The 17,370-nt window shown below is 52.3% G+C and carries 19 protein-coding genes; 10 read left to right on the plus strand and 9 right to left on the minus strand.

The genetic code is table 11. From position 1 onward, the window contains the following. Positions 1-326: 326 nt before the first annotated feature. From AC097R_RS17580 to AC097R_RS17610, 7 genes are all read right to left on the minus strand, one after another. Positions 327-2,045 carry a hypothetical protein gene (locus AC097R_RS17580; protein ID WP_479599481.1) on the minus strand — a complete coding sequence of 573 codons (1,719 nt, stop codon included), beginning with the start codon at positions 2,043-2,045 and terminating at the stop codon, positions 327-329. Between the two features lie 395 nt (positions 2,046-2,440). Beyond that, positions 2,441-4,357, minus strand: coding sequence for a hypothetical protein (locus tag AC097R_RS17585; protein WP_479599482.1), 1,917 nt, complete (start codon positions 4,355-4,357; stop codon positions 2,441-2,443). Further along, complete coding sequence (locus tag AC097R_RS17590; protein ID WP_479599483.1) at positions 4,350-5,801, minus strand: hypothetical protein; 1,452 nt, start codon at positions 5,799-5,801, stop codon at positions 4,350-4,352. The genes AC097R_RS17585 and AC097R_RS17590 overlap by 8 nt, the downstream gene beginning before the upstream one ends. Before the next feature lie 401 nt (positions 5,802-6,202). Then, positions 6,203-6,604, minus strand: coding sequence for a DUF2513 domain-containing protein (locus AC097R_RS17595; RefSeq protein WP_479599484.1), 402 nt, complete (start codon positions 6,602-6,604; stop codon positions 6,203-6,205). A gap of 78 nt (positions 6,605-6,682) precedes the next feature. Then, positions 6,683-7,549, minus strand: a complete 867-nt coding sequence (locus tag AC097R_RS17600; RefSeq protein ID WP_479599485.1) for a hypothetical protein — start codon at positions 7,547-7,549, stop codon at positions 6,683-6,685. A gap of 18 nt (positions 7,550-7,567) precedes the next feature. Next, positions 7,568-7,816: a hypothetical protein gene (locus tag AC097R_RS17605; protein WP_479599486.1), complete on the minus strand. Its 249-nt coding sequence runs from the start codon at positions 7,814-7,816 to the stop codon at positions 7,568-7,570. Between the two features lie 183 nt (positions 7,817-7,999). Beyond that, on the minus strand, positions 8,000-8,122 hold the full coding sequence (locus AC097R_RS17610; protein WP_479599487.1) for a YHYH domain-containing protein: 123 nt from the start codon (positions 8,120-8,122) through the stop codon (positions 8,000-8,002). Positions 8,123-8,390: 268 nt separating this feature from the next. On the opposite strand from AC097R_RS17610, the gene AC097R_RS17615 reads away from it, so the two are divergent. The 3 genes from AC097R_RS17615 (at position 8,391) to AC097R_RS17625 (ending at position 10,819) form a co-directional block, all read left to right on the plus strand. Beyond that, the gene (locus tag AC097R_RS17615) at positions 8,391-8,585 is read left to right on the plus strand and encodes a DUF3606 domain-containing protein (RefSeq protein WP_479599488.1); all 195 of its coding nucleotides are present in this window, start codon (positions 8,391-8,393) and stop codon (positions 8,583-8,585) included. A gap of 493 nt (positions 8,586-9,078) precedes the next feature. After that, positions 9,079-9,723: a Cap15 family cyclic dinucleotide receptor domain-containing protein gene (locus AC097R_RS17620; protein ID WP_479599489.1), complete on the plus strand. Its 645-nt coding sequence runs from the start codon at positions 9,079-9,081 to the stop codon at positions 9,721-9,723. Then, entirely contained in the window at positions 9,713-10,819 is a 1,107-nt protein-coding gene (locus AC097R_RS17625; RefSeq protein ID WP_479599490.1) for a nucleotidyltransferase-like protein, read from the plus strand. The genes AC097R_RS17620 and AC097R_RS17625 overlap by 11 nt, the downstream gene beginning before the upstream one ends. A gap of 148 nt (positions 10,820-10,967) precedes the next feature. Here the strand turns inward: AC097R_RS17625 and AC097R_RS17630 are convergent, their stop codons facing one another. Continuing rightward, positions 10,968-11,189 carry a hypothetical protein gene (locus tag AC097R_RS17630; RefSeq protein WP_479599491.1) on the minus strand — a complete coding sequence of 74 codons (222 nt, stop codon included), beginning with the start codon at positions 11,187-11,189 and terminating at the stop codon, positions 10,968-10,970. A gap of 287 nt (positions 11,190-11,476) precedes the next feature. Between AC097R_RS17630 and AC097R_RS17635 the strand changes: the two genes are divergently transcribed. The 4 genes from AC097R_RS17635 to AC097R_RS17650 are packed head-to-tail and all read left to right on the plus strand — an operon-like array spanning position 11,477 to position 14,404. Continuing rightward, positions 11,477-11,743, plus strand: a complete 267-nt coding sequence (locus AC097R_RS17635) for a DUF2604 domain-containing protein (protein WP_479599492.1) — start codon at positions 11,477-11,479, stop codon at positions 11,741-11,743. 8 nt (positions 11,744-11,751) lie between these two features. Further along, on the plus strand, positions 11,752-12,381 hold the full coding sequence (locus AC097R_RS17640) for a putative metal-binding protein (RefSeq protein ID WP_479599493.1): 630 nt from the start codon (positions 11,752-11,754) through the stop codon (positions 12,379-12,381). After that, a complete protein-coding gene (locus AC097R_RS17645; protein ID WP_479599494.1) occupies positions 12,378-12,863 on the plus strand; it encodes a Mov34/MPN/PAD-1 family protein in 486 nt (161 codons plus the stop codon). Before AC097R_RS17640 ends, AC097R_RS17645 begins: the two co-directional genes overlap by 4 nt. Next, positions 12,863-14,404: an E2 ligase fold family C protein gene (locus tag AC097R_RS17650; protein WP_479599495.1), complete on the plus strand. Its 1,542-nt coding sequence runs from the start codon at positions 12,863-12,865 to the stop codon at positions 14,402-14,404. Before AC097R_RS17645 ends, AC097R_RS17650 begins: the two co-directional genes overlap by 1 nt. 157 nt (positions 14,405-14,561) lie before the next feature. Here the strand turns inward: AC097R_RS17650 and AC097R_RS17655 are convergent, their stop codons facing one another. After that, a complete protein-coding gene (locus AC097R_RS17655; protein WP_479599496.1) occupies positions 14,562-14,801 on the minus strand; it encodes a hypothetical protein in 240 nt (79 codons plus the stop codon). A gap of 72 nt (positions 14,802-14,873) precedes the next feature. Here AC097R_RS17655 and AC097R_RS17660 point away from each other — a divergent pair, with 72 nt between their 5' ends. Genes AC097R_RS17660 through AC097R_RS17670 form a run of 3 tightly spaced genes read left to right on the plus strand, consistent with a single transcriptional unit; the run spans position 14,874 to position 17,345 of the window. After that, positions 14,874-15,143: a metal-sensing transcriptional repressor gene (locus AC097R_RS17660; RefSeq protein WP_479599497.1), complete on the plus strand. Its 270-nt coding sequence runs from the start codon at positions 14,874-14,876 to the stop codon at positions 15,141-15,143. Between the two features lie 9 nt (positions 15,144-15,152). Further along, positions 15,153-16,268, plus strand: coding sequence for a nickel/cobalt efflux protein RcnA (locus AC097R_RS17665; protein ID WP_479599498.1), 1,116 nt, complete (start codon positions 15,153-15,155; stop codon positions 16,266-16,268). Between the two features lie 36 nt (positions 16,269-16,304). Continuing rightward, on the plus strand, positions 16,305-17,345 hold the full coding sequence (locus tag AC097R_RS17670) for a DMT family transporter (protein ID WP_479599499.1): 1,041 nt from the start codon (positions 16,305-16,307) through the stop codon (positions 17,343-17,345). Positions 17,346-17,370 lie beyond the last annotated feature (25 nt).

Raw genomic sequence — 17,370 nt, forward strand, 5'->3', positions numbered from 1 at the left:
AACCACCGATGCCTCCCTACATAGGGCTCCCTCCCATAGGGCGCGATATCGTGCAGTTTCTTCACGGGCGGCATGCAGCCTCGTTTTAGCATCACGGAGTGGTAACTTCTGATCCCTGCCTGCCTCATCAATGGCATTAATCAGTGCTTGGAAGATAGGCCTTGATTTCTTGATGCTTCCTTTTCCACGACCGGCCTCCAGTGCGACACTGTCATTGGTGATCTTTGCTCCCCGTGTCACCACATTTGGAATCCCTTTCCTAAGCCGATCCAATGCCTCAAAGTATCCTTCTATTGGATTAGGCATGGAAACATCCCGACAAACTTCTAGCGTTCAACATTTCCAAGCTCACCTTTCAACAACGTATCCCCGCTCCTTAACGCCAAATCAGCGGCGGCATGCCTCAAACTAACGCGCACGGGTTTAGGGGCACTTGACCGTTGCGACAGGCTCCATTCTTTCTCCGTAGCTTCCAGAATGTCCAACTCCTCCTTTTCCATGGCGTAAGCAATGGAATCCGGATCAAGCTGCGCCACGATGCCCCGTTGAATGGGGACAATCTTGATGATCTGAGAGTGCTTGCCGATCAGTGATTTGCAGGCAAGCGAAACGCAGATGCCACTGGTCAAACGCAACCCTTTTTGCTTAGTGCAAGCTCCCACATGGGTGCACCCCCCCAATGGATGGGCCTTGTAGGCCAGGCGCCCGGACTTCAGTTGCTCCTTGACTTCCTGGCCTGACAAGACTTCGCCGCGCTTCCTTCTGAGGTCGTAGAAGACGCCTGCGGGCCCCCAGAGCGGTTCATCGGCGCTTAGAACATCACGCGTAAAAGCCAAGAATTGGGCTTCTTGCTCACTGTCCTGCCATTCCACAGCAATGTGCTCTTTATAGCCTTTCAGGTCATCTTTCAGGAAATTCCTGGCGAACACGCTGCCGCGCCCATAGTAATACGCCATTTCGCTGGTAATGTGCTGCAACTGTCGACGCAGGGAGGAAACCTTCACCAATCCGCTGGCGTTGGAATACAGCGCGAGCGAGCGTCGCAATTGGTGGGACTTAAGGTGCCATCGTTTTCCGACACAAAACTCACTCTCCCCATTCCACTCGCGGAAGGGGTCAATTGCTTCGAGCTCTTCGAGATCTTCAGGCTTGATAACGGAAAAAAGCTTTTCCTTCGTAATCTTTGGCAGTTTTAGAGGATCCAAACGCTGATTCGGAGCAAAGCCTACGGCGGGTCTTGTACGGTCGTTTCCCCAAGGCAAATATTTTGCAGAAACAAACAATGGAAAGGCGTCTTTGTCAGCATCTTCAGAACTCGGGGTGATGTCTATCACCTCATAGATTAGGTCCGCGACTCTTTGAGCGAAGCGAATGGCGCGAAAGCCCTGTTCGTCAGTTGTCACCCATCGGGTTCGCTTGTTCCGTCCTGCAGCCAACTTAGTAGTTGTCCCCGTGATCCAGGCATGTTTACGACCATGGGAGGAATTTTCATACTCCATACAGCTATACGGAAGATATTGGGTCTCTTGGTGGCGCATTCCGCTGAAGACCTGAATCTGCAACTTCGCAATGCGCTGAATGTGACCGAACAGCGACGTCAATCCATGGAGGCCAATATCAAACCCATAGTGGCCCAGAATAACGTCAAGACCATGTTTCACCAGCAATTCGGGGCCAAAGCTCGCACCCATCTTCCAGCCCTTAGCCTTGTAATCGCGGTGCAATATGGCCGCCTCCCTTGTCACAGCCTGAATTCGATCTAGGTGGACATCCAGGGCATCCAACTCTGCACTCAACCCGCTGATGAGCTGCATGTAAATTTGGGTTGGCAAAGGCGCGTGCTGCGCATTCCCTTCCCGATACTCTTTCGCACGATCGAACAATCTCCCCCACAACTGAGGTTTTGCCAATTCAAACCCCAACTCTGTATTCGGGTTCAACGTGCGAAGGAATCTGATCCACATCATCAACACATGGCTTTTGGCCTTAGGTAGCTTCGCAATGTAGGCATCCAATAAATCGGTTCGCTCAAGCACGTCCCGCACGGCACAATCCCATTCTTCCGCGCAGCTAGCTAAGTGTCTTAGTAGACCGAGCAACTGGCTAAGTTGTGATAAGCCACAACTCCGCTCCGATCGGTAAATTCGAAGCAACATCAAATACTGAAGCTCACGGATGCGAGAAATGCGCTCTGGTGTGATCTCGCTTTCTTGAACCGTTCTTGGGCTGCTTCTCCAATACCAAAATACCAGTTTTGTTTTTACGTTTCGAGGGTGGTAATAAGTAAAATCCCACTGGTAGTCGCCTACGCAAGACAGTGCGTCTCCCCTTGAATCTCTGGTGATGACATGGTCTAGCGATAGGCACACAGCCTCCCCGGCATCCCATGAGTCCGGAGCATATGCGCCGGTGGGTAGATCAAGCTGAGGGGCGTGAAACATCATAGAGCCCCCAGTGCGAGAAACAAATGATACTTGTTAAGAAAGTACGGCGTCAGGTTTCCGTTTTCGTAAACATCCTTTTTGACCCGATCTACGATTTCCGCACATCCCTCAAATGCACTCAATTTGGCTAGGTCCTCATCGCATTTGGTAATTTGTGGACGGAATTCCGCCTCTGACAATGCCCCAGTGACCAACCGCTCCATCAAGAACGCTGCACTGGCAATCTTGCGAGCGTCCTCTTCTCCAGCGACCAGAACCCGCTTCGCGCAAAACAAACATCCTGTTTTGCAATTCGGGAACACTGGAGCATCTTCCGACAATGCCGTCGGTTGGCCATAGGAAGGACAGACTCCGCCATCTTCCAATGACTTGGAATTCTTCGGCACACTTTCAAGATCGATAACTTGTGTCTGCGCCTTCTGTGCCATCTTTTGCATTACTAACGACATCTCAACCTGCTGGTCAGCCGCATTGCCTGCGTCATAGTTCCTGAGAGCCGTCGCCTCGGTGTTTTGCAATACAGCCGCCGTCACGGAGACATCGTACTGACGCTGATAGTGACCACTAAAAGTTGCCCGGATTTTCTTAGCGGCAATTAGGGGCAATGCAGGATCAATGCGCCGCAAGATTTTATACAGGCGATGAATTGCCCTTGGATCTATTTTGAGTGGCGAGTCGCTTCGTGATCTGCCAAGGTTAAAAAATAAACGGGGGCACTCCATTCCGTTAAGCATATATTTTCGCAGCTCCATATAGAGCCGTAAAGATGGCAAGAAGGCTGCTGGAACCACCAAATCTATCTGCTTTCCTCCAGCTCGCCACTTGATGCTGCGATACCCCTGATTCACCACACCCTCATTCAAAATTCCATCGATCTCAATGTCAGTGACGATTTGCAGGTTACCGCCGGTGTTAGCCATAAACAAGAAGAGAAAGGCGTCATGGGCTATGCTTGCCATCATGAGTCGGTAGTACGCCCTCGGATCGGCGTTAGCCTGATCAATGTTTACTTTTGCCTTGGCAAGCACATGTCGCACCATAGTACGTTGCTGGCGTTCAGTCTTTGCCTGATAAAGGTGCCAGATGCTGTGTTCTTTAGCAAGGCACCCGTTTTGGTAGTCGTACACGTTCCATCGATCAGATGGTTGACCTTGCTCTAGCGGGTGCTTAAACCATTTAGCAGACGGGAACACCCAAGCATGTTTTTCTTTCCAGCCCAACGACCCGGGCAGCGTCAACCTGTAGGGAAACTTGTTGCCACCCAAAACCAATTGGCAGAATCCCTGAAACAACGCTTCATTCAAGGCGAGCACATGGGAGAAGTCGTGCGGACTGGCTGCTTGAGTAGCACTCGACTCCTTGTAGCTGGATCTAATCAATCGAACACCTTTGCTCAATTGGTCCAATCCCGTTAAGGCTTCCAAGACGGTCAACACCCTTTTTTGCTTTTGGAACCCTGCGGCGCTGCCAAACTTGTGACGTCGATATTGATCCTCCACTGCTCCCGAATAGCTTCGGTACGCATCGCGTGTTGCAACCCCACCAGCTAGGCAGTCAAAATGTCCGTTGGAGTCGGCCCATTGCATGAATTCTTTTAAGGAATGACAATAGTTCTTCACGGTTTCCCCACGCAGACCGCCGCTGGTCAAAAGTTGCGAGAGCGTCTTGATCAAGTTGCGAATTTGGTGGGCCCGCTCCTGTCTGAAGCTTGCTAGGACCACTGCACTTGCGCAATTCGGCTTGCGGCTCTTAGGAGACCGTAAGGTATAGCAATAGGAACCCAGGTCGTGAACGGTTCGATTCACACGCACCATGATCCTCTCTGGGTGAAGCAAACTGGCGTTTGCTGGCAACGGGAGTTCCAGAATCATCACTTCGCGATCAGTGAAGATCGGTTCGAGGATGTTAGTCATCGGAGCCTCCGATTTTCAACGCATCGCTAATCCAGCACTGAACTTGCTCGCCGTAAGTGTTGATTGCCGCATACACCAAGGCCATGCGGCTACGGTAATCTAGATACCGATCAGTAGTCGCCGCGCTCTCGTGCCACATCAGCTGACGCACAATGTCTCTAGCCTTGCTAAGAGATATTTTCCCCTTCTGCACCAACTCCATTTGAATGTCAGTCTGATTCATCCCAAAGGTCGCACGAAGATCGTGAATCTTCATTTGAAACGTTGAATCGTGGTGTGTGCGGATGTACTTCTGAACACGCTCGGAAACGAACTTGCGGACGGTGCCACCGTCATTTACGTAGCGACTGGTACGGGTGGGGTCAAAGACACATGTCTCGTCCTTACCAACGTAGTACGGCTTGCAGCGGTTTGTGAGGAACAGATACTGCTCACCGCAATCGCCGCCTTTTGCGCCTTCGCGTCGAAGCCGCGCACGCTTGCTATGGGCATAGGTTCTCATTACTTCAAAAAGCGACGACGGAATCTGCAGGACCCCATGTTTGTCATTTTTCGTGTCAATCAATGTTCCAGGACCGCACTTGAGTTTCACGACTTCCTCCCCACCACTGGCATCACTCCTAAACACCTGCCGTTTTTCAAGAAAGTGTCCGACACGTAAAGTGCAGGTGGTCTGGATCCGTGCACCGGTGGCCACCATAAAGAGGAAGACCAGGTACATCTCGGGATTGCCCAGCACCCTCAATGCTTCCATGAGCCATCGCTGTTCCTGTTGAGTCAGTGGACGCAACTCCCCGCCATCGATGATCGTGTCGCGAAATGCATCCGACGCCTTGGGGTTCTTGATCTTGAGGTCGGTGGTGGTGATCTGTTTGTTGACAACCATGCCGTAGTTGGTATTGAAACTTAACCGAACGTGCTTCTCAGCCCAGGCGGGATAATCGGGGGTGAAATAATTACTATTCGCAAGATGGCGGTAAAAATCAATCACCGTGAGCATTCGGTGATTCGCGGTTTCCGAAGCAATTTCGCCGGCGAAGACCTGATTCTTCAAATGCCCGTAATACCGATAGGTGACACGCTCCAGCTTCATCTGAGGAAAACAGAATAGCGAATCGAAGTTAGGCTGATCATCGAGCCAATGCCGATAAGCCCCCAAATCGTCCGCAGCAGCCTGAAATGTAGACATCTGCGGACGGAGTTGGTTCTGAATGCGGTCTAACAAGTAGTTGACAGCAAGATGCCACAGATGACCACAGCTATCTAGCGGAAAGGCAAACAGGTTCCATGCCTGCGATCTCCCCAGAATGTTTGATACCACCGGGCGTTGGTGATACACAAACTCCGTATCGCCAACTTTGATTCGCCGCTCTAAAGCGCCAACATCGCTCGGATCGCAAACTTCAGTAAGTTGAAAAGCGGGCACTGACGCTTTGCGTGGCATGGAAGATATCATCTGTAACCCGTCTGTGTTCTACACCCACCGCCTTGGCAAACTGCGGTGGAGCGAAATTTGATCCACGCCTCATCCAACGTGGGTCGTCGTTGTCGTCCGCGTCAAATTCAGTGTTCTGGTTTGCCGCCGGACAGGGGGCAGTCCATTCAAAGCTTCCATAAACTGTATCGGACTTGCATACCCCAATGTGGAATGTCTTCGCGTAGAGTGTCCTTGCACCCCAAACCGTGGCACTCCGGCACGCAATTGCTTCCAAATCTGGGCGGCACTCATATGCTTCACCAGCCCGACAGCGAAATCTTCTTCGTTTCACATGCGAACCGGGCAATAGGCTGATCAAACTAGCGGTTCGGGCGCAGATTCGTCTAAACGTGCCTCGTCGGCGACGCCTATAGCTTGATTCCAGTCTTGTCTTCGATTTGTTTTTTGACGAAGCCTTTGGCCAAGTCTTTGACGAGCTCAAACGTAAACCCACCAACTTCCTTTACGCCATTCCTGGTTTTTCTCCAAACCTCTGGGTCACGGATTGAGTCCAGAAAGTCGTGGCCCTCCCAGGACAGGGATCTGAAAAGAATCCCACTCATGGGCCTGTTGCCCCCACCTACGATCAAGCCAGCCTCGTCAATGAGATTCAGGTGATATTCGATCTGATCAATCGTAAAACCCTCAACTCGCAAATCATCATCAGGATCGTTCTCATCCAACGTAATGTGGACAACGCCGCCTTGTCGAATGGGGAGTGCTTCAAGCTTCAACAGTAGTTCCCGGATCAAATCCATGTCGCGTTTCATTCTTTGGCCTTTGTTTGAACTCGTACAACTCCATGAGAACGCTGCGATCACTCAATAAGTGAAATGTTCGACACGAACCTAAACAACGCTGGACTGCCGGGCCAGAGAGGAAGAAACCAGTGCCGCCGCCGTTGCGAGAAGCATATTTGCGTCGTCTCGGCTGTAGTATTCCGCAGCACCACGATCATCAACGTGATGGGCAAGTTGTGTGTAGTGCCGGACGGCCTCCATCAGAGAAAACTCTCTTTCAAGTTTTGACATATCTCGTTTGGCAGACTTCAATTTCTGTGCAGTCGCATCAATCGCTAGCTTTTCACCGGTGGCCAGCGCGGCGCTTTCGATGGCCAAACGACACTCTGAAACCACTGCATCGAACCGTCCATCCACCAGGTGGGCATGGGCCCGGCGTATCCGGCCGATGGCTTCCACAAGTACATGGTCTTGTGCACTCTTTGGCAGGGGAATGCCGATGACCATGTACTCTTGTCCCTGCAGCTCCTTCAAAACCTTTGACCATTCACTCAGATTGAGTCGATGACTGATTTCGTCTTGCTGAGGCCATACCCCATTGGGGCCATCTGCCAAGGCTGTGAAGCGTAGTTTCAGGTGGAGGTCGCTTCCACCGCGAAACTTTTCCAATGCAAACAACTGGCCTTCCGCGAGCGGGAGTTCAAAGATCAGGCGCCTTGGGTTTTGGCCGCTCTTGGTTGCCAACTCCAGGGGAACTTCAGGTTCAGCAAAGCCCAGAAACGAGGGAGCCTTACCGGCATCGCCTTCTACATTGATCCGCAACTGGAAATTACGCATCCTCACCGCCGCCAGGGCAGTTTCAGGGATATGAAAGGCAATAGACAAACACAGCAAGGAAGCGCCAACTCCTGCACGGCCAAAAGCACCAGTAACTTCAATGTCCGCTACGGTGTAGCCGTTGTAGCTGAATGACACAGAGCGGCGTTCCCTGTTTTAGCGCTTACGGTTGGACTGAGAAACAACGGAGCCGGCGAGTTTCTGGGTGGTGGCACTGGCGGAGTTACTACGCAAGGCCTTTGACGCAGTAGCTTCAATAGCTGCGCCGGTTTGCTTACCGGTGTGTGCTTGAGCCAACGCGGAGCCGGCAAGTTGCTTTTGCACTTGGGACGCATTGCCGCTTTGTAGCGTCTTGCCTGCAAGGGACGCCACGGATGGTGACGTTTGCTTTGAATTGGTTGCCATATATAAACCCCTTTTCTATTGCGTGAGAAACCAGAACAACACTGTATATGGTGTATCGGAATTCGACAAGACACTACCTGTAGTGTTTTTGAGTTTTTCTGCTGTTGGGTGCACAACCCCCAGTTGGCCGCAAGCGATGGCAGCGAGGCCTACCGATCAACACCTCAGAACACACCAGAGGGTTCAATGACAGTGCCGGGTTCCCGCCTTTCGATCGTTGTGACAGCCGTCTTTGTCGATCCCACCAGAGTGCGCAAATGCGAGGCTGGACATGATCAGGAGCGCAAATAACACGAGTTTTTTCATGGGAGTCTCACCAAAACACTCCCACGGTCTGCGTGGGCTCAGTCGAGCGGTCATCCATCTATGTGGCTGTTCATATTGCTTTCGGCAAGTCTGACGTGCCAGTGCGGGTCTGCATATCCCCCAAACGGGTGAATCTGGTCGGTAAATTGAACGGATGACTGTCTGCAAATTCACCCGTTTGGGGGATATCCAAAGGCCAGTATCTGCCGCAAAAATACGTGTCGATTGAGCGAAGTCACACTCACGGAAACTAAACCAAGGAGATGCTATGGCTGACGATTTGAGCAAACGTGGTCCACCAGACCGCGACCGCGTGAACGTAAACGAACCCTGGGAATTGAGATATTGGTGTGCAGAGTTCAAATGCACCGATGCTCAATTGCGCGCTGCCGTGAAGGCCGTTGGTGTCGTGGCCGCAAACGTCCGCAAGCATCCGTTGAAGCAAATCTGTAACCACTTTTGAAGCAAATCTGTAACCGCAAGAATTGCGATGATGCCCTTGTCTACCCTTGAGGCAGTTTTCCAGACCACCCTGCCATCCATGGCCGACTGCACAGGGTATGACCAGCAACTTGGTGTGGCGATAACCATGTCACCTCCAACGAACCGATCATGGCGAAATGACGGTCATCGCCTGACACCTGTGGTCGACAAAGGTCGTCACGCCTTCAGGAATCAAAATTCCTGCTCGGAAAACGGACTCTTGGTGATCTTCCGGCCACTTTGTATCCAATCTGGTGAAGAACTGGGCAGTGCCACACGCACAGACTTCAAACACTGGCCAGATTAGAGCTTCACGATCAGAAAAAACCTCTAAACGCTCGCTTTGCGAATCGGAAACTTGGCCCCCTGCCCCGTAACTTTTCTTTGTTTTCGCCCTTGAAATCTCTTAAGTAAGCTTGCATTTGGTAACAAGTAGAAGTGCTGCATCAGAAGGCGTAACCACAACACTAGGGGTGACATTGGCTTCCAACCACGAATACGCAGTTATTGGGCATAGCCGGGCAACAGTTGGCCGCTTCCTTGGCATAGCGGCAGGACTGGTCAGCTCAGGCCTAGCTGTACTGATCGCCACCTTGATTGCTTGGGCCCAAGACTGGGGTTTTCTGCAATCGCGTGCGTTCTGGGCCCTTCCACTTACGGCGGCGATTTTCTACAGCCTGGGTCATCTGGCCTTTGACAAATGGGCATGGCGCACTTGGCTGATCCATGCGCTATTGGGCATTCCGGATCTGCGTGGCAAATGGGACTGTGCTGGCGAAACCATTGATCCTGCTACGGGTGCTGTGCTGCACAACTGGACTTCTGAAGTCACTATTTCGCAAGGCTGGGAAAAGCTCAGGGTCTACTCCCAGACGAGCACTTCACGCTCACACAGCGTTGCCGCCTCCATCGTGGTGGAGGAAGACGTCGGCTACATCCTCATGTATAGCTACCGCAACGAGCCGCGCCCTAATGAACCCGAACTGAAAGCCCACTACGGATATGCCGAGTGGCACATTACGGCCGATGGCGAATCTGCCGAGGCTACCTATTTCAATGGTGGCGGCCGCTATACCGGAGGTTGCATGAAGCTGACGAGGAAGACACGTGGCAACTGATTATTCGAAACTCATCGGCAGAGTTAATGCTCGACGCAACAACAGCGGAACAACGAGTCTTAGTGAATCTGTCTTGTTTGCACAGGACAGTTCGTTGTGGGACACCGTAGTCAAGGGCTATGGCGGCAAAACCAAGTCAAAGAGCTTCCAGTATGCGTTGGTATCTATGCAGGAGGTTGATAAGCAATACACAGATATCAGCTACCGTGAGGCTGAAAGAGTTGCGAAGCAGCTTGATTCAGGGCTTTTGAAGCATGGCAAGGCCGTGACCGTTGCACTGCAGGGCTCATTGCCTTTGAATGTCCACCTCAGGCGGGTAAGCGATGTGGATATGCTGGTGTGGCCAATTGGTTTCTGTATCTATGATCGCTTTGGGGTCACGGCATCCACATATACCTACAGCCCGAATACTGCTGAATCTGAAATCCCCGCATTGCGGTCTCAGTGCGTCAAGGTAATTCAAGCATCTTTCCCTGCTGCGAAAGTCGATGATTCCGGCGCAAAGTGCATCACGGTTTCGGAGGGATCACTCCTAAGAGAGATTGATGTTGTGCCCTCAGTGTTGTACGAAACTGCCCAGTATCAATCAACTCAAAATAATGACGACAGAGGCGTAAAAATTTACGACAAAAAAACCCATGCAACCATCACCAACTACCCGTTCAAGGTAAGAGCCCTCATCAATGCGAAGGACGGACGTACTGCCAGCGGATGCAAGAAGGCGATCCGCTTGCTTAAAAACATGAGAGAGGACTCCGATACGTCCATTGCGCTGTCCAGTTTCAACATCATGTCGCTTGTCTATGCGATGCCTGATTCCAGCCTTCTCCACCAGATTTACTCACAAGGAAAAATTGTGTCTTCGCTGCAGGAGTGGTTCATGTCGCTGGCAAATAACGAAGCGAAGTTGAGAGCTCTGGATACTGCGGATGGAAGTCGAAAAATCGTCCAGTCGGCAGCAGACATCACGGCGGTAGCTCAAATGTCGGATGAGTTGGACATGCTGGTATGCAGAATTGCGCTGGAACTACAGTCCACCCTGCCATCTGACTATTCAGTGTGGAGATCCAAGGTTGAAAATGAAATTGTGATCTAACCGCGTATTCAGGTCATCGATCTAGAGGCCGTTGACGCGCCTTCGTACTACCTGGAGAGGCTGCTATACAACGCCCCGGACTTTCTGTTCGGAGCCCACTATGAGGACACGATGGTCAACCGGAATGGTGTTAAGTGCCGCGAGTACCTTAACGGGTTAGTAGGACTCTGGAAAGGTTGGTGAGATTTTGTACGTCAGTTTTCACGAAGACCCTGTTGATCTCAATGCGATCTGCTCTGCGCTGCAGGATCGTGAGGCGGTTTTCATCAATACGACAAGAACGAACTTTCGCAGAATCAGTGAGCTTGTCGAGGGCATAGGAATCAAAGCCATTCCCCTCGCAGTTGAAGGTCCTGATGGCGACTTTCACAACTATTTTCTTCCATTCCCATGGGATGAGCTTAGCTTGGAGGTCACGGGACGAAAGGTGCTGAGAGCCATACTCGCTTGGTATGCAGAGGGGTCACCATTTCCATTTGTCAGGTCGGTCTAGAAAGTGCATTCTTGACATCACGATCTCGCTGCCTTCGCGGAAATCCGGCCTGATCAGCCTTTACAGGGTGCATCACACAAGTTAGCATGACCACGCTACGCACAATCCATCATGAAGAATAGGTGTGCGGATTTACATAGATTTGTGCAATATAGGGAGAGCATATGGCGAAGGAAGATAAAGACGTTCATCTGAAAATCGTTGTGAACGGCAAAGCAGTTTCTATCAAGGCACCTCCAGAGGCGCTGCTTGGCTCACTGGTGGAACCGGCATTGGACAAGGCCAAGGTCGCCGACAAATCGGATCCGGATCGCTGGTTATTCTCGAACTCGGCAGGTCAGCCATTGGACAAAACTCATACAGTCGGCAGCTTTGGTTTCCAGCACAACGAAGAGATTTTCTTGAATCTAAGTGCCGGCGTGGTTGGCTGACTACCGCCATGTACGCGGACCCGACCGTCGTTCGACGCAAAGTCGAACGCGAAATCGCTGGTTACTTTGAACGCCAGGAGCACTTTCGCGCACGCGGCATTTGGGTATTGCAATACGAATTTCCCCAACTTTTGGTCGCGTTCGTGGCGACCAAAGTCAAGCCGTTTCCTATCGCACCATATGGCGTTCTGTTTGATCTCAGCAATTACGATGTTGAACCGCCATCCGTTCGCTTTGTAAATCCATTTACGAAACAGTTGCTGAAGCGGAGTGAAATTCCCACGGGGCTTTCACGACTTCGCGTGCTCTCAGGCATTCCGCAACAGATGATGATGGTGGGTGGCGGACCGGGTGTTCTGCCGATGCAAGGTGTCGTCCAGCAACAAGACGACTTGCTTCAAGCATGGCCGGAGGACGACCGTCCATTTGTATGTTTGCAAGGCGTTTTGGAATACCACCGGAACCCAGGCCACACTGGGGACTCTTGGTGGCTGCACAGAAGTAAAGGGGCTGGAGGCATTCTCAGGCTATTGGATATGCTCGCCCGCTATGGAACTGAGCCAATGAGACAACTGAATTTCCAAATGCGGTTTGATGTCGCCGGTATACAGGCAGAGCCTCCTCAGGAGCAAACATGAGCGAATTGGCGGATGTAGCCTTGTTGCGCGTTCCCATGCAGGTTCTGGTAGACGGCTATGAGTTTATGAGGTCCGCTGGGCGTATGCGGCTGGAGGGCATGGTGTTATGGATCGGCACCCAAGACGACAATGCTTTTACGGTCACGGAACTGATCGCGCCTAAACAGAAAGGACTAAGTACGCCCGATGGTTTGTGCGCCATTGTCGAAGCAGTCGAGCTTCAACAGTTGAACATGTATCTGTATCGGAACTCATTGACTTTGGTAGCCCAAGTACACACACATCCGACGGAGGCCTATCACTCTTCAACTGATGACCAATATGCAATCGCTACCACCACCGGCAGTTTCTCGATCGTAGTTCCCAATTTCGCAGTTGTGAACTACGCGCTTTCTCAATGCGCGGTATACAGGCTTGCGGGAAACGGAAGCTGGAATGAGGTGGACGAGTCTCAGTCTCCCAACCGAATTGTGGTGATTTGATGGCATTCGCTTCCTATTTCGAACGAAATGCGCAGGCAGCTGCAGCTCTCATTCAAGGCTTCGATGCGAGCATGCTTGGCACCAAGCTTGAGCAAGAAGTCATAGGGCTTGCCTTTGATGCTTCAATAGAGTCCAGCAAAGAAGGTCAAGCGGCACTTGATATGACGTTACGCCTGATAGCCAGACTTTACCCAAGCGTAGTCATAGCTGGTAAACCCGGGACGAAGACGACATACTTGAAACGGCTTCATCAGTTGGCCCGCAGCATCAACCCGAAAATTGATATCTCCATAGATATTCGCGACGCGACAAAGCTGTTGGTCTTGGGAAATAGTAAGTTTCCTCTCAACAAAAAGGCCAAGGCTCACACCTGGTACATCGGCTCCGACAATTGGTTTGCAAAGCTATCCATGTCAAAGCCAGTAGGCTCAGGTGTAAGCAGCAATCCTTTGGGTGCCGGTGCAGCTGCATGTATTGCTGTGGCGAACGTCTTCAGGGCAGTATTCGCAAAGGAGCTTGGCAAGCCCGAACTGGATGTCGAGCTCTCGACTTCGTTGCTAGACCTTCGACCTACAACAGGTAGTAGTCCGAACCCGCAACTAAAAATAGTGAGATTGGACGATGTCCATCTCGTCGGAGCCGGGGCCATTGGCAATGGCGCACTGTGGGCTTTGTCCCGAATGCCATGCACGGGGACCTTGCACGTGGTCGACCACGAAAAAGTCACTGACAGCAATTTGCAACGATATGTCATGCTTGCTGAACGAGATCGGATGAAAGACAAAGCCCTGCTCGCGATGGATTGGCTTAAGTCTTCTAAGAGTCGACTACAAGTAGTGCCGCATGTGAAAGACTGGGAAAGTCATATTGCTTTGGTACAGGAGCACAAAGTCGATACTGTGTTGAGCGCAGTCGATTCGGCCGAGGCTCGAATTCAAATTCAAGCCAGTTTGCCAAAAGTCATATTCAATGGATGGACACAACGAGGAGAAGCCGGCGTCTCAAGGCACTGGTTTTTAAGTGAACAGGCGTGTCTAGCTTGCTTGTATATCCCCTCGGGATTAGCTCCAAACGAAGACCTGCTTGTGGCGAGAGCGCTGAAACTCGGTGAAGACGAGCCAACAGTAAGGGAGGTTCGACGTAGGCTTCAGCTAACAGTCCCGACCGATCGCGCTTTTTTAGAGCGAATCGCTACGGCAGCTTGCATTGCGGTGGATAAAGTGCTTCCGTTCGAGAACAGGCCGTTGAGAGAACTGTATGTTGAAGGAGTATGCGGCGGCGGGGTAATGGAGTTCCACCATGCAGCTTTACAAGTTAAGGCTGAAGTGCCCATGGGGTTCCAATCTGCCTTGTCCGGATTACTTTTGGCGGCGGAACTCGCTCGCCCAGTCCCATTGAGACACACGATCACCCAGATTGATCTGCTGAACAGCTTTCCAGAGACCCCAGGTACACCAATCGCTAAGAAGCTAACTCCAAAATGCCTTTGCCTTGATGAAGATTTCATCGAGGTATTTAAGCAAAAGTACGCAACTGCGTAGGACCGTAACTTGACTGCTCGCTGAACCTGGCTATGCGACTTGAATTAGTTGCCGTCAAACGGCCAAGTGGGCCGACCAATTTTCCTTGGTTTGTCTTCAGAGCTTCGACCACTTTTTTCTGTTTCCCATGACTGTGGCGGCGCGAGGAGCAGACTTTTTAGCTCTTAGCCTTTTGACTTGGCTGGCGCTTTGCAGAAGTTTTGTTCTGTGACTGAGTATTCGCACCAACTCCACCAGCGATTCGCATCTCAAAAACACCAGGCATTCGCACAGCAAAAACACCGGCGATTCGCATTTCAAATCCACCAATGAGTTGTGGGTGATGTTTAAGGCTTGTTTGCACCTCATCCAATAAGGTTTGACAGGATCGCCTCAAGGTCAGGAATGCTAACTCCATAGGCCGTTCTCAATGTCCGGCACGGCATTTTTGACTCAAGCTACATCCTAGGGGGGAGGATATAATCGTGCCATGTCTACCCATACCTCCCACCCCGATGTCATCAAACGCCTTAGGCGTGCAGCAGGACATCTGAACAGCGTCGTGGCCATGCTGGAAGAAGGCAAGGCTTGTCTTGATGTCGCCCAGCAGCTGCAGGCCGTTGAGAGCGCCATTGCCAATGCCAAAAAGACACTGGTGCGAGATCACATTGATCACTGCCTGGAGCATGCGGTGGGTGGCGACAGCCACAGCGCCCAAGACGCGATCCGCGAATTCAAAGCCATTACCAAATACCTGTAGGACCGCTTGATGACTGATTTTTCCACTCTGATTCAACAAGGGGCGTCCAACGCCTGGCTGTTTATCCCCAGCGCCATTCTTCTCGGAGCCCTGCACGGCCTTGAGCCGGGCCACTCCAAAACCATGATGGCGGCCTTCATCGTCGCGATACGGGGAACAGTGACCCAGGCCGTATTGCTAGGTCTGTCCACCACCGTGTCGCACACAGCGGTGGTCTGGATTGTGGCTTTGGGTGGGATGTACTTCGGCCAACGCTGGAGCGCCGAAACCAGCGAGCCTTATTTGCAAGTGGCATCCGCGGTACTCATCATCGGGGTGGCGTTGTGGATGGTGTGGCGCACCTACCAGGAGCAAAAGGCGGCACGAGCGCAAGCCGACCACGACCATCACGAAGAAGAGACCAAGCATATTGACACCGGTCACGGCATGGTCCGGTTGGAGGTTTTTGAAGACGGTGTCCAACCGCGCTTCCGTTTGTACTCGGAGGGCTTACACGCGACCGTATGGCCCGCAGCTCAGGTTCGCATCGAAACCACCCGTGCTGACAAAAGCCGCCAGATATTTACTTTCGAGCAACGGGATGGTTTTTTGGAATCCGCGCAAGACATTCCGGAGCCACATGAATTCACGGCACGCCTGAGCCTGGGGCACGTCAACCATATCCATGACTACGATCTGGAGTACGTTGAGCATGCACACCACCATGCTGCGGGAACCGATACGGGACTGGATGTTTCCTCTCCCGACTACCAGGATGCGCATGAACGCGCCCATGCCAATGACATCCGCCGCCGCTTCTCCAACCGCGAAGTCACCACCGGTCAGATCGTGATGTTTGGGCTGACAGGGGGACTGATCCCTTGCCCGGCCTCTATCACTGTGCTGCTACTCTGCCTCCAACTCAAGGAGTTCACCTTGGGGGCTGCTTTGGTCTTGTGCTTCAGCATCGGTTTGGCTTTGACGATGGTCTTTTCCGGCGTCGTAGCGGCGTGGAGTGTGCGGCACGTCTCATCACGCTGGAGCGGATTTGGCGAGTTTGCGCGCAAGGCGCCTTATTTTTCCAGCGCCCTTATCTTGCTAGTGGGCCTCTATGTGGGCTATGAAGGATTGCACGCGTTGTTCTGAGTCAGCTGGCAAGATCAATCCAAAATACTCAACCGCATGAATCGCAATGTCCTTTATGCCCTGGTGGCCGCCGCGTTGTTCGGTGCCAGCACACCGTTTGCCAAACTGCTGGCGGGTGACATGCCTCCGGTCTTGCTCGCTGGGCTGCTCTACCTCGGTAGCGGCATTGGTTTGACTTTGATCAGGCTGGTGCGAGATCGCGGCTGGCAGGCATCTGGATTACCCAGCGGGGAATGGCCATGGCTGCTTGGCGCCATCCTGTTTGGCGGAGTGCTAGGGCCAGTTGCCTTGATGTTTGGATTGACGTCCACCAGCGGATCCAGTGCCTCTCTGCTGCTGAACCTGGAGGCTGTTCTCACCGCAGTCATTGCCTGGGTGGTATTCAAGGAAAACGCCGACAAGCGCATTGTGTTGGGCATGGCCGTCATAGTTGCGGGTGGTGTGGTGCTGTCCTGGCCAGGACAAAACACCAGTTCAAGCGGTTGGATGGGGCCGGTTTTGGTCGGGCTCGCCTGCCTGTGCTGGGCCATTGACAACAACCTGACCCGCAAGGTCTCTGCCTCGGATGCGCTGTTTATTGCGGGCAGCAAAGGATTGATGGCCGGGCTGGTCAATACGGGCATTGCCATCGTTTTGGGCGCCAAGTCGCCGGGTCTTATTTCTATCGCAGGTACGATGACTGTAGGCTTGCTGGGCTACGGATTCAGTCTGGTGATGTTTGTCCTTGCACTACGGGGATTGGGTACAGCGCGGACAGGGGCGTATTTTTCGACCGCCCCCTTCATTGGTGCAGCCATTGCGCTATTGGTTTTCGGCGAGTCGACCAGTGTTGCGTTTTGGTTTGCCGCATTACTGATGGGCGTGGGAGTCTGGCTGCATTTAACCGAGACCCACGCGCATGACCACGTGCACGAACCCACTGAGCATGAGCACCCACATAGTCACGACGAGCATCACCAGCACGCCCATGACTTTGAATGGAGTGGCGAGGGCAAGCATGTGCATCCTCACAAGCACGTCACCATCCGTCACAGCCATCCACATTTCCCGGATATCCATCACCGCCACGAGCATTGATGGTTCGTCGATAGCCAGCCAACAC

It is taken from the genome of Rhodoferax sp. ZS1R25 (assembly GCF_056521335.1).

Bases quoted from the DNA above. Each gene is read 5' to 3' on its own strand.
- AC097R_RS17585 (WP_479599482.1), bottom strand. From the start codon at position 4,357: ATGACTAACATCCTCGAACCGATCTTCACTGATCGCGAAGTGATGATT.
- AC097R_RS17590 (WP_479599483.1), bottom strand. From the start codon at position 5,801: ATGCCACGCAAAGCGTCAGTGCCCGCTTTTCAACTTACTGAAGTTTGC.
- AC097R_RS17595 (WP_479599484.1), bottom strand. From the start codon at position 6,604: ATGAAACGCGACATGGATTTGATCCGGGAACTACTGTTGAAGCTTGAA.
- AC097R_RS17605 (WP_479599486.1), bottom strand. From the start codon at position 7,816: ATGGCAACCAATTCAAAGCAAACGTCACCATCCGTGGCGTCCCTTGCA.
- AC097R_RS17610 (WP_479599487.1), bottom strand. From the start codon at position 8,122: ATGAAAAAACTCGTGTTATTTGCGCTCCTGATCATGTCCAGCCTCGCA.
- AC097R_RS17615 (WP_479599488.1), top strand. From the start codon at position 8,391: ATGGCTGACGATTTGAGCAAACGTGGTCCACCAGACCGCGACCGCGTG.
- AC097R_RS17635 (WP_479599492.1), top strand. From the start codon at position 11,477: ATGGCGAAGGAAGATAAAGACGTTCATCTGAAAATCGTTGTGAACGGC.
- AC097R_RS17640 (WP_479599493.1), top strand. From the start codon at position 11,752: ATGTACGCGGACCCGACCGTCGTTCGACGCAAAGTCGAACGCGAAATC.
- AC097R_RS17645 (WP_479599494.1), top strand. From the start codon at position 12,378: ATGAGCGAATTGGCGGATGTAGCCTTGTTGCGCGTTCCCATGCAGGTT.
- AC097R_RS17650 (WP_479599495.1), top strand. From the start codon at position 12,863: ATGGCATTCGCTTCCTATTTCGAACGAAATGCGCAGGCAGCTGCAGCT.
- AC097R_RS17655 (WP_479599496.1), bottom strand. From the start codon at position 14,801: ATGGAGTTAGCATTCCTGACCTTGAGGCGATCCTGTCAAACCTTATTG.
- AC097R_RS17660 (WP_479599497.1), top strand. From the start codon at position 14,874: ATGTCTACCCATACCTCCCACCCCGATGTCATCAAACGCCTTAGGCGT.
- AC097R_RS17665 (WP_479599498.1), top strand. From the start codon at position 15,153: ATGACTGATTTTTCCACTCTGATTCAACAAGGGGCGTCCAACGCCTGG.
- AC097R_RS17670 (WP_479599499.1), top strand. From the start codon at position 16,305: ATGAATCGCAATGTCCTTTATGCCCTGGTGGCCGCCGCGTTGTTCGGT.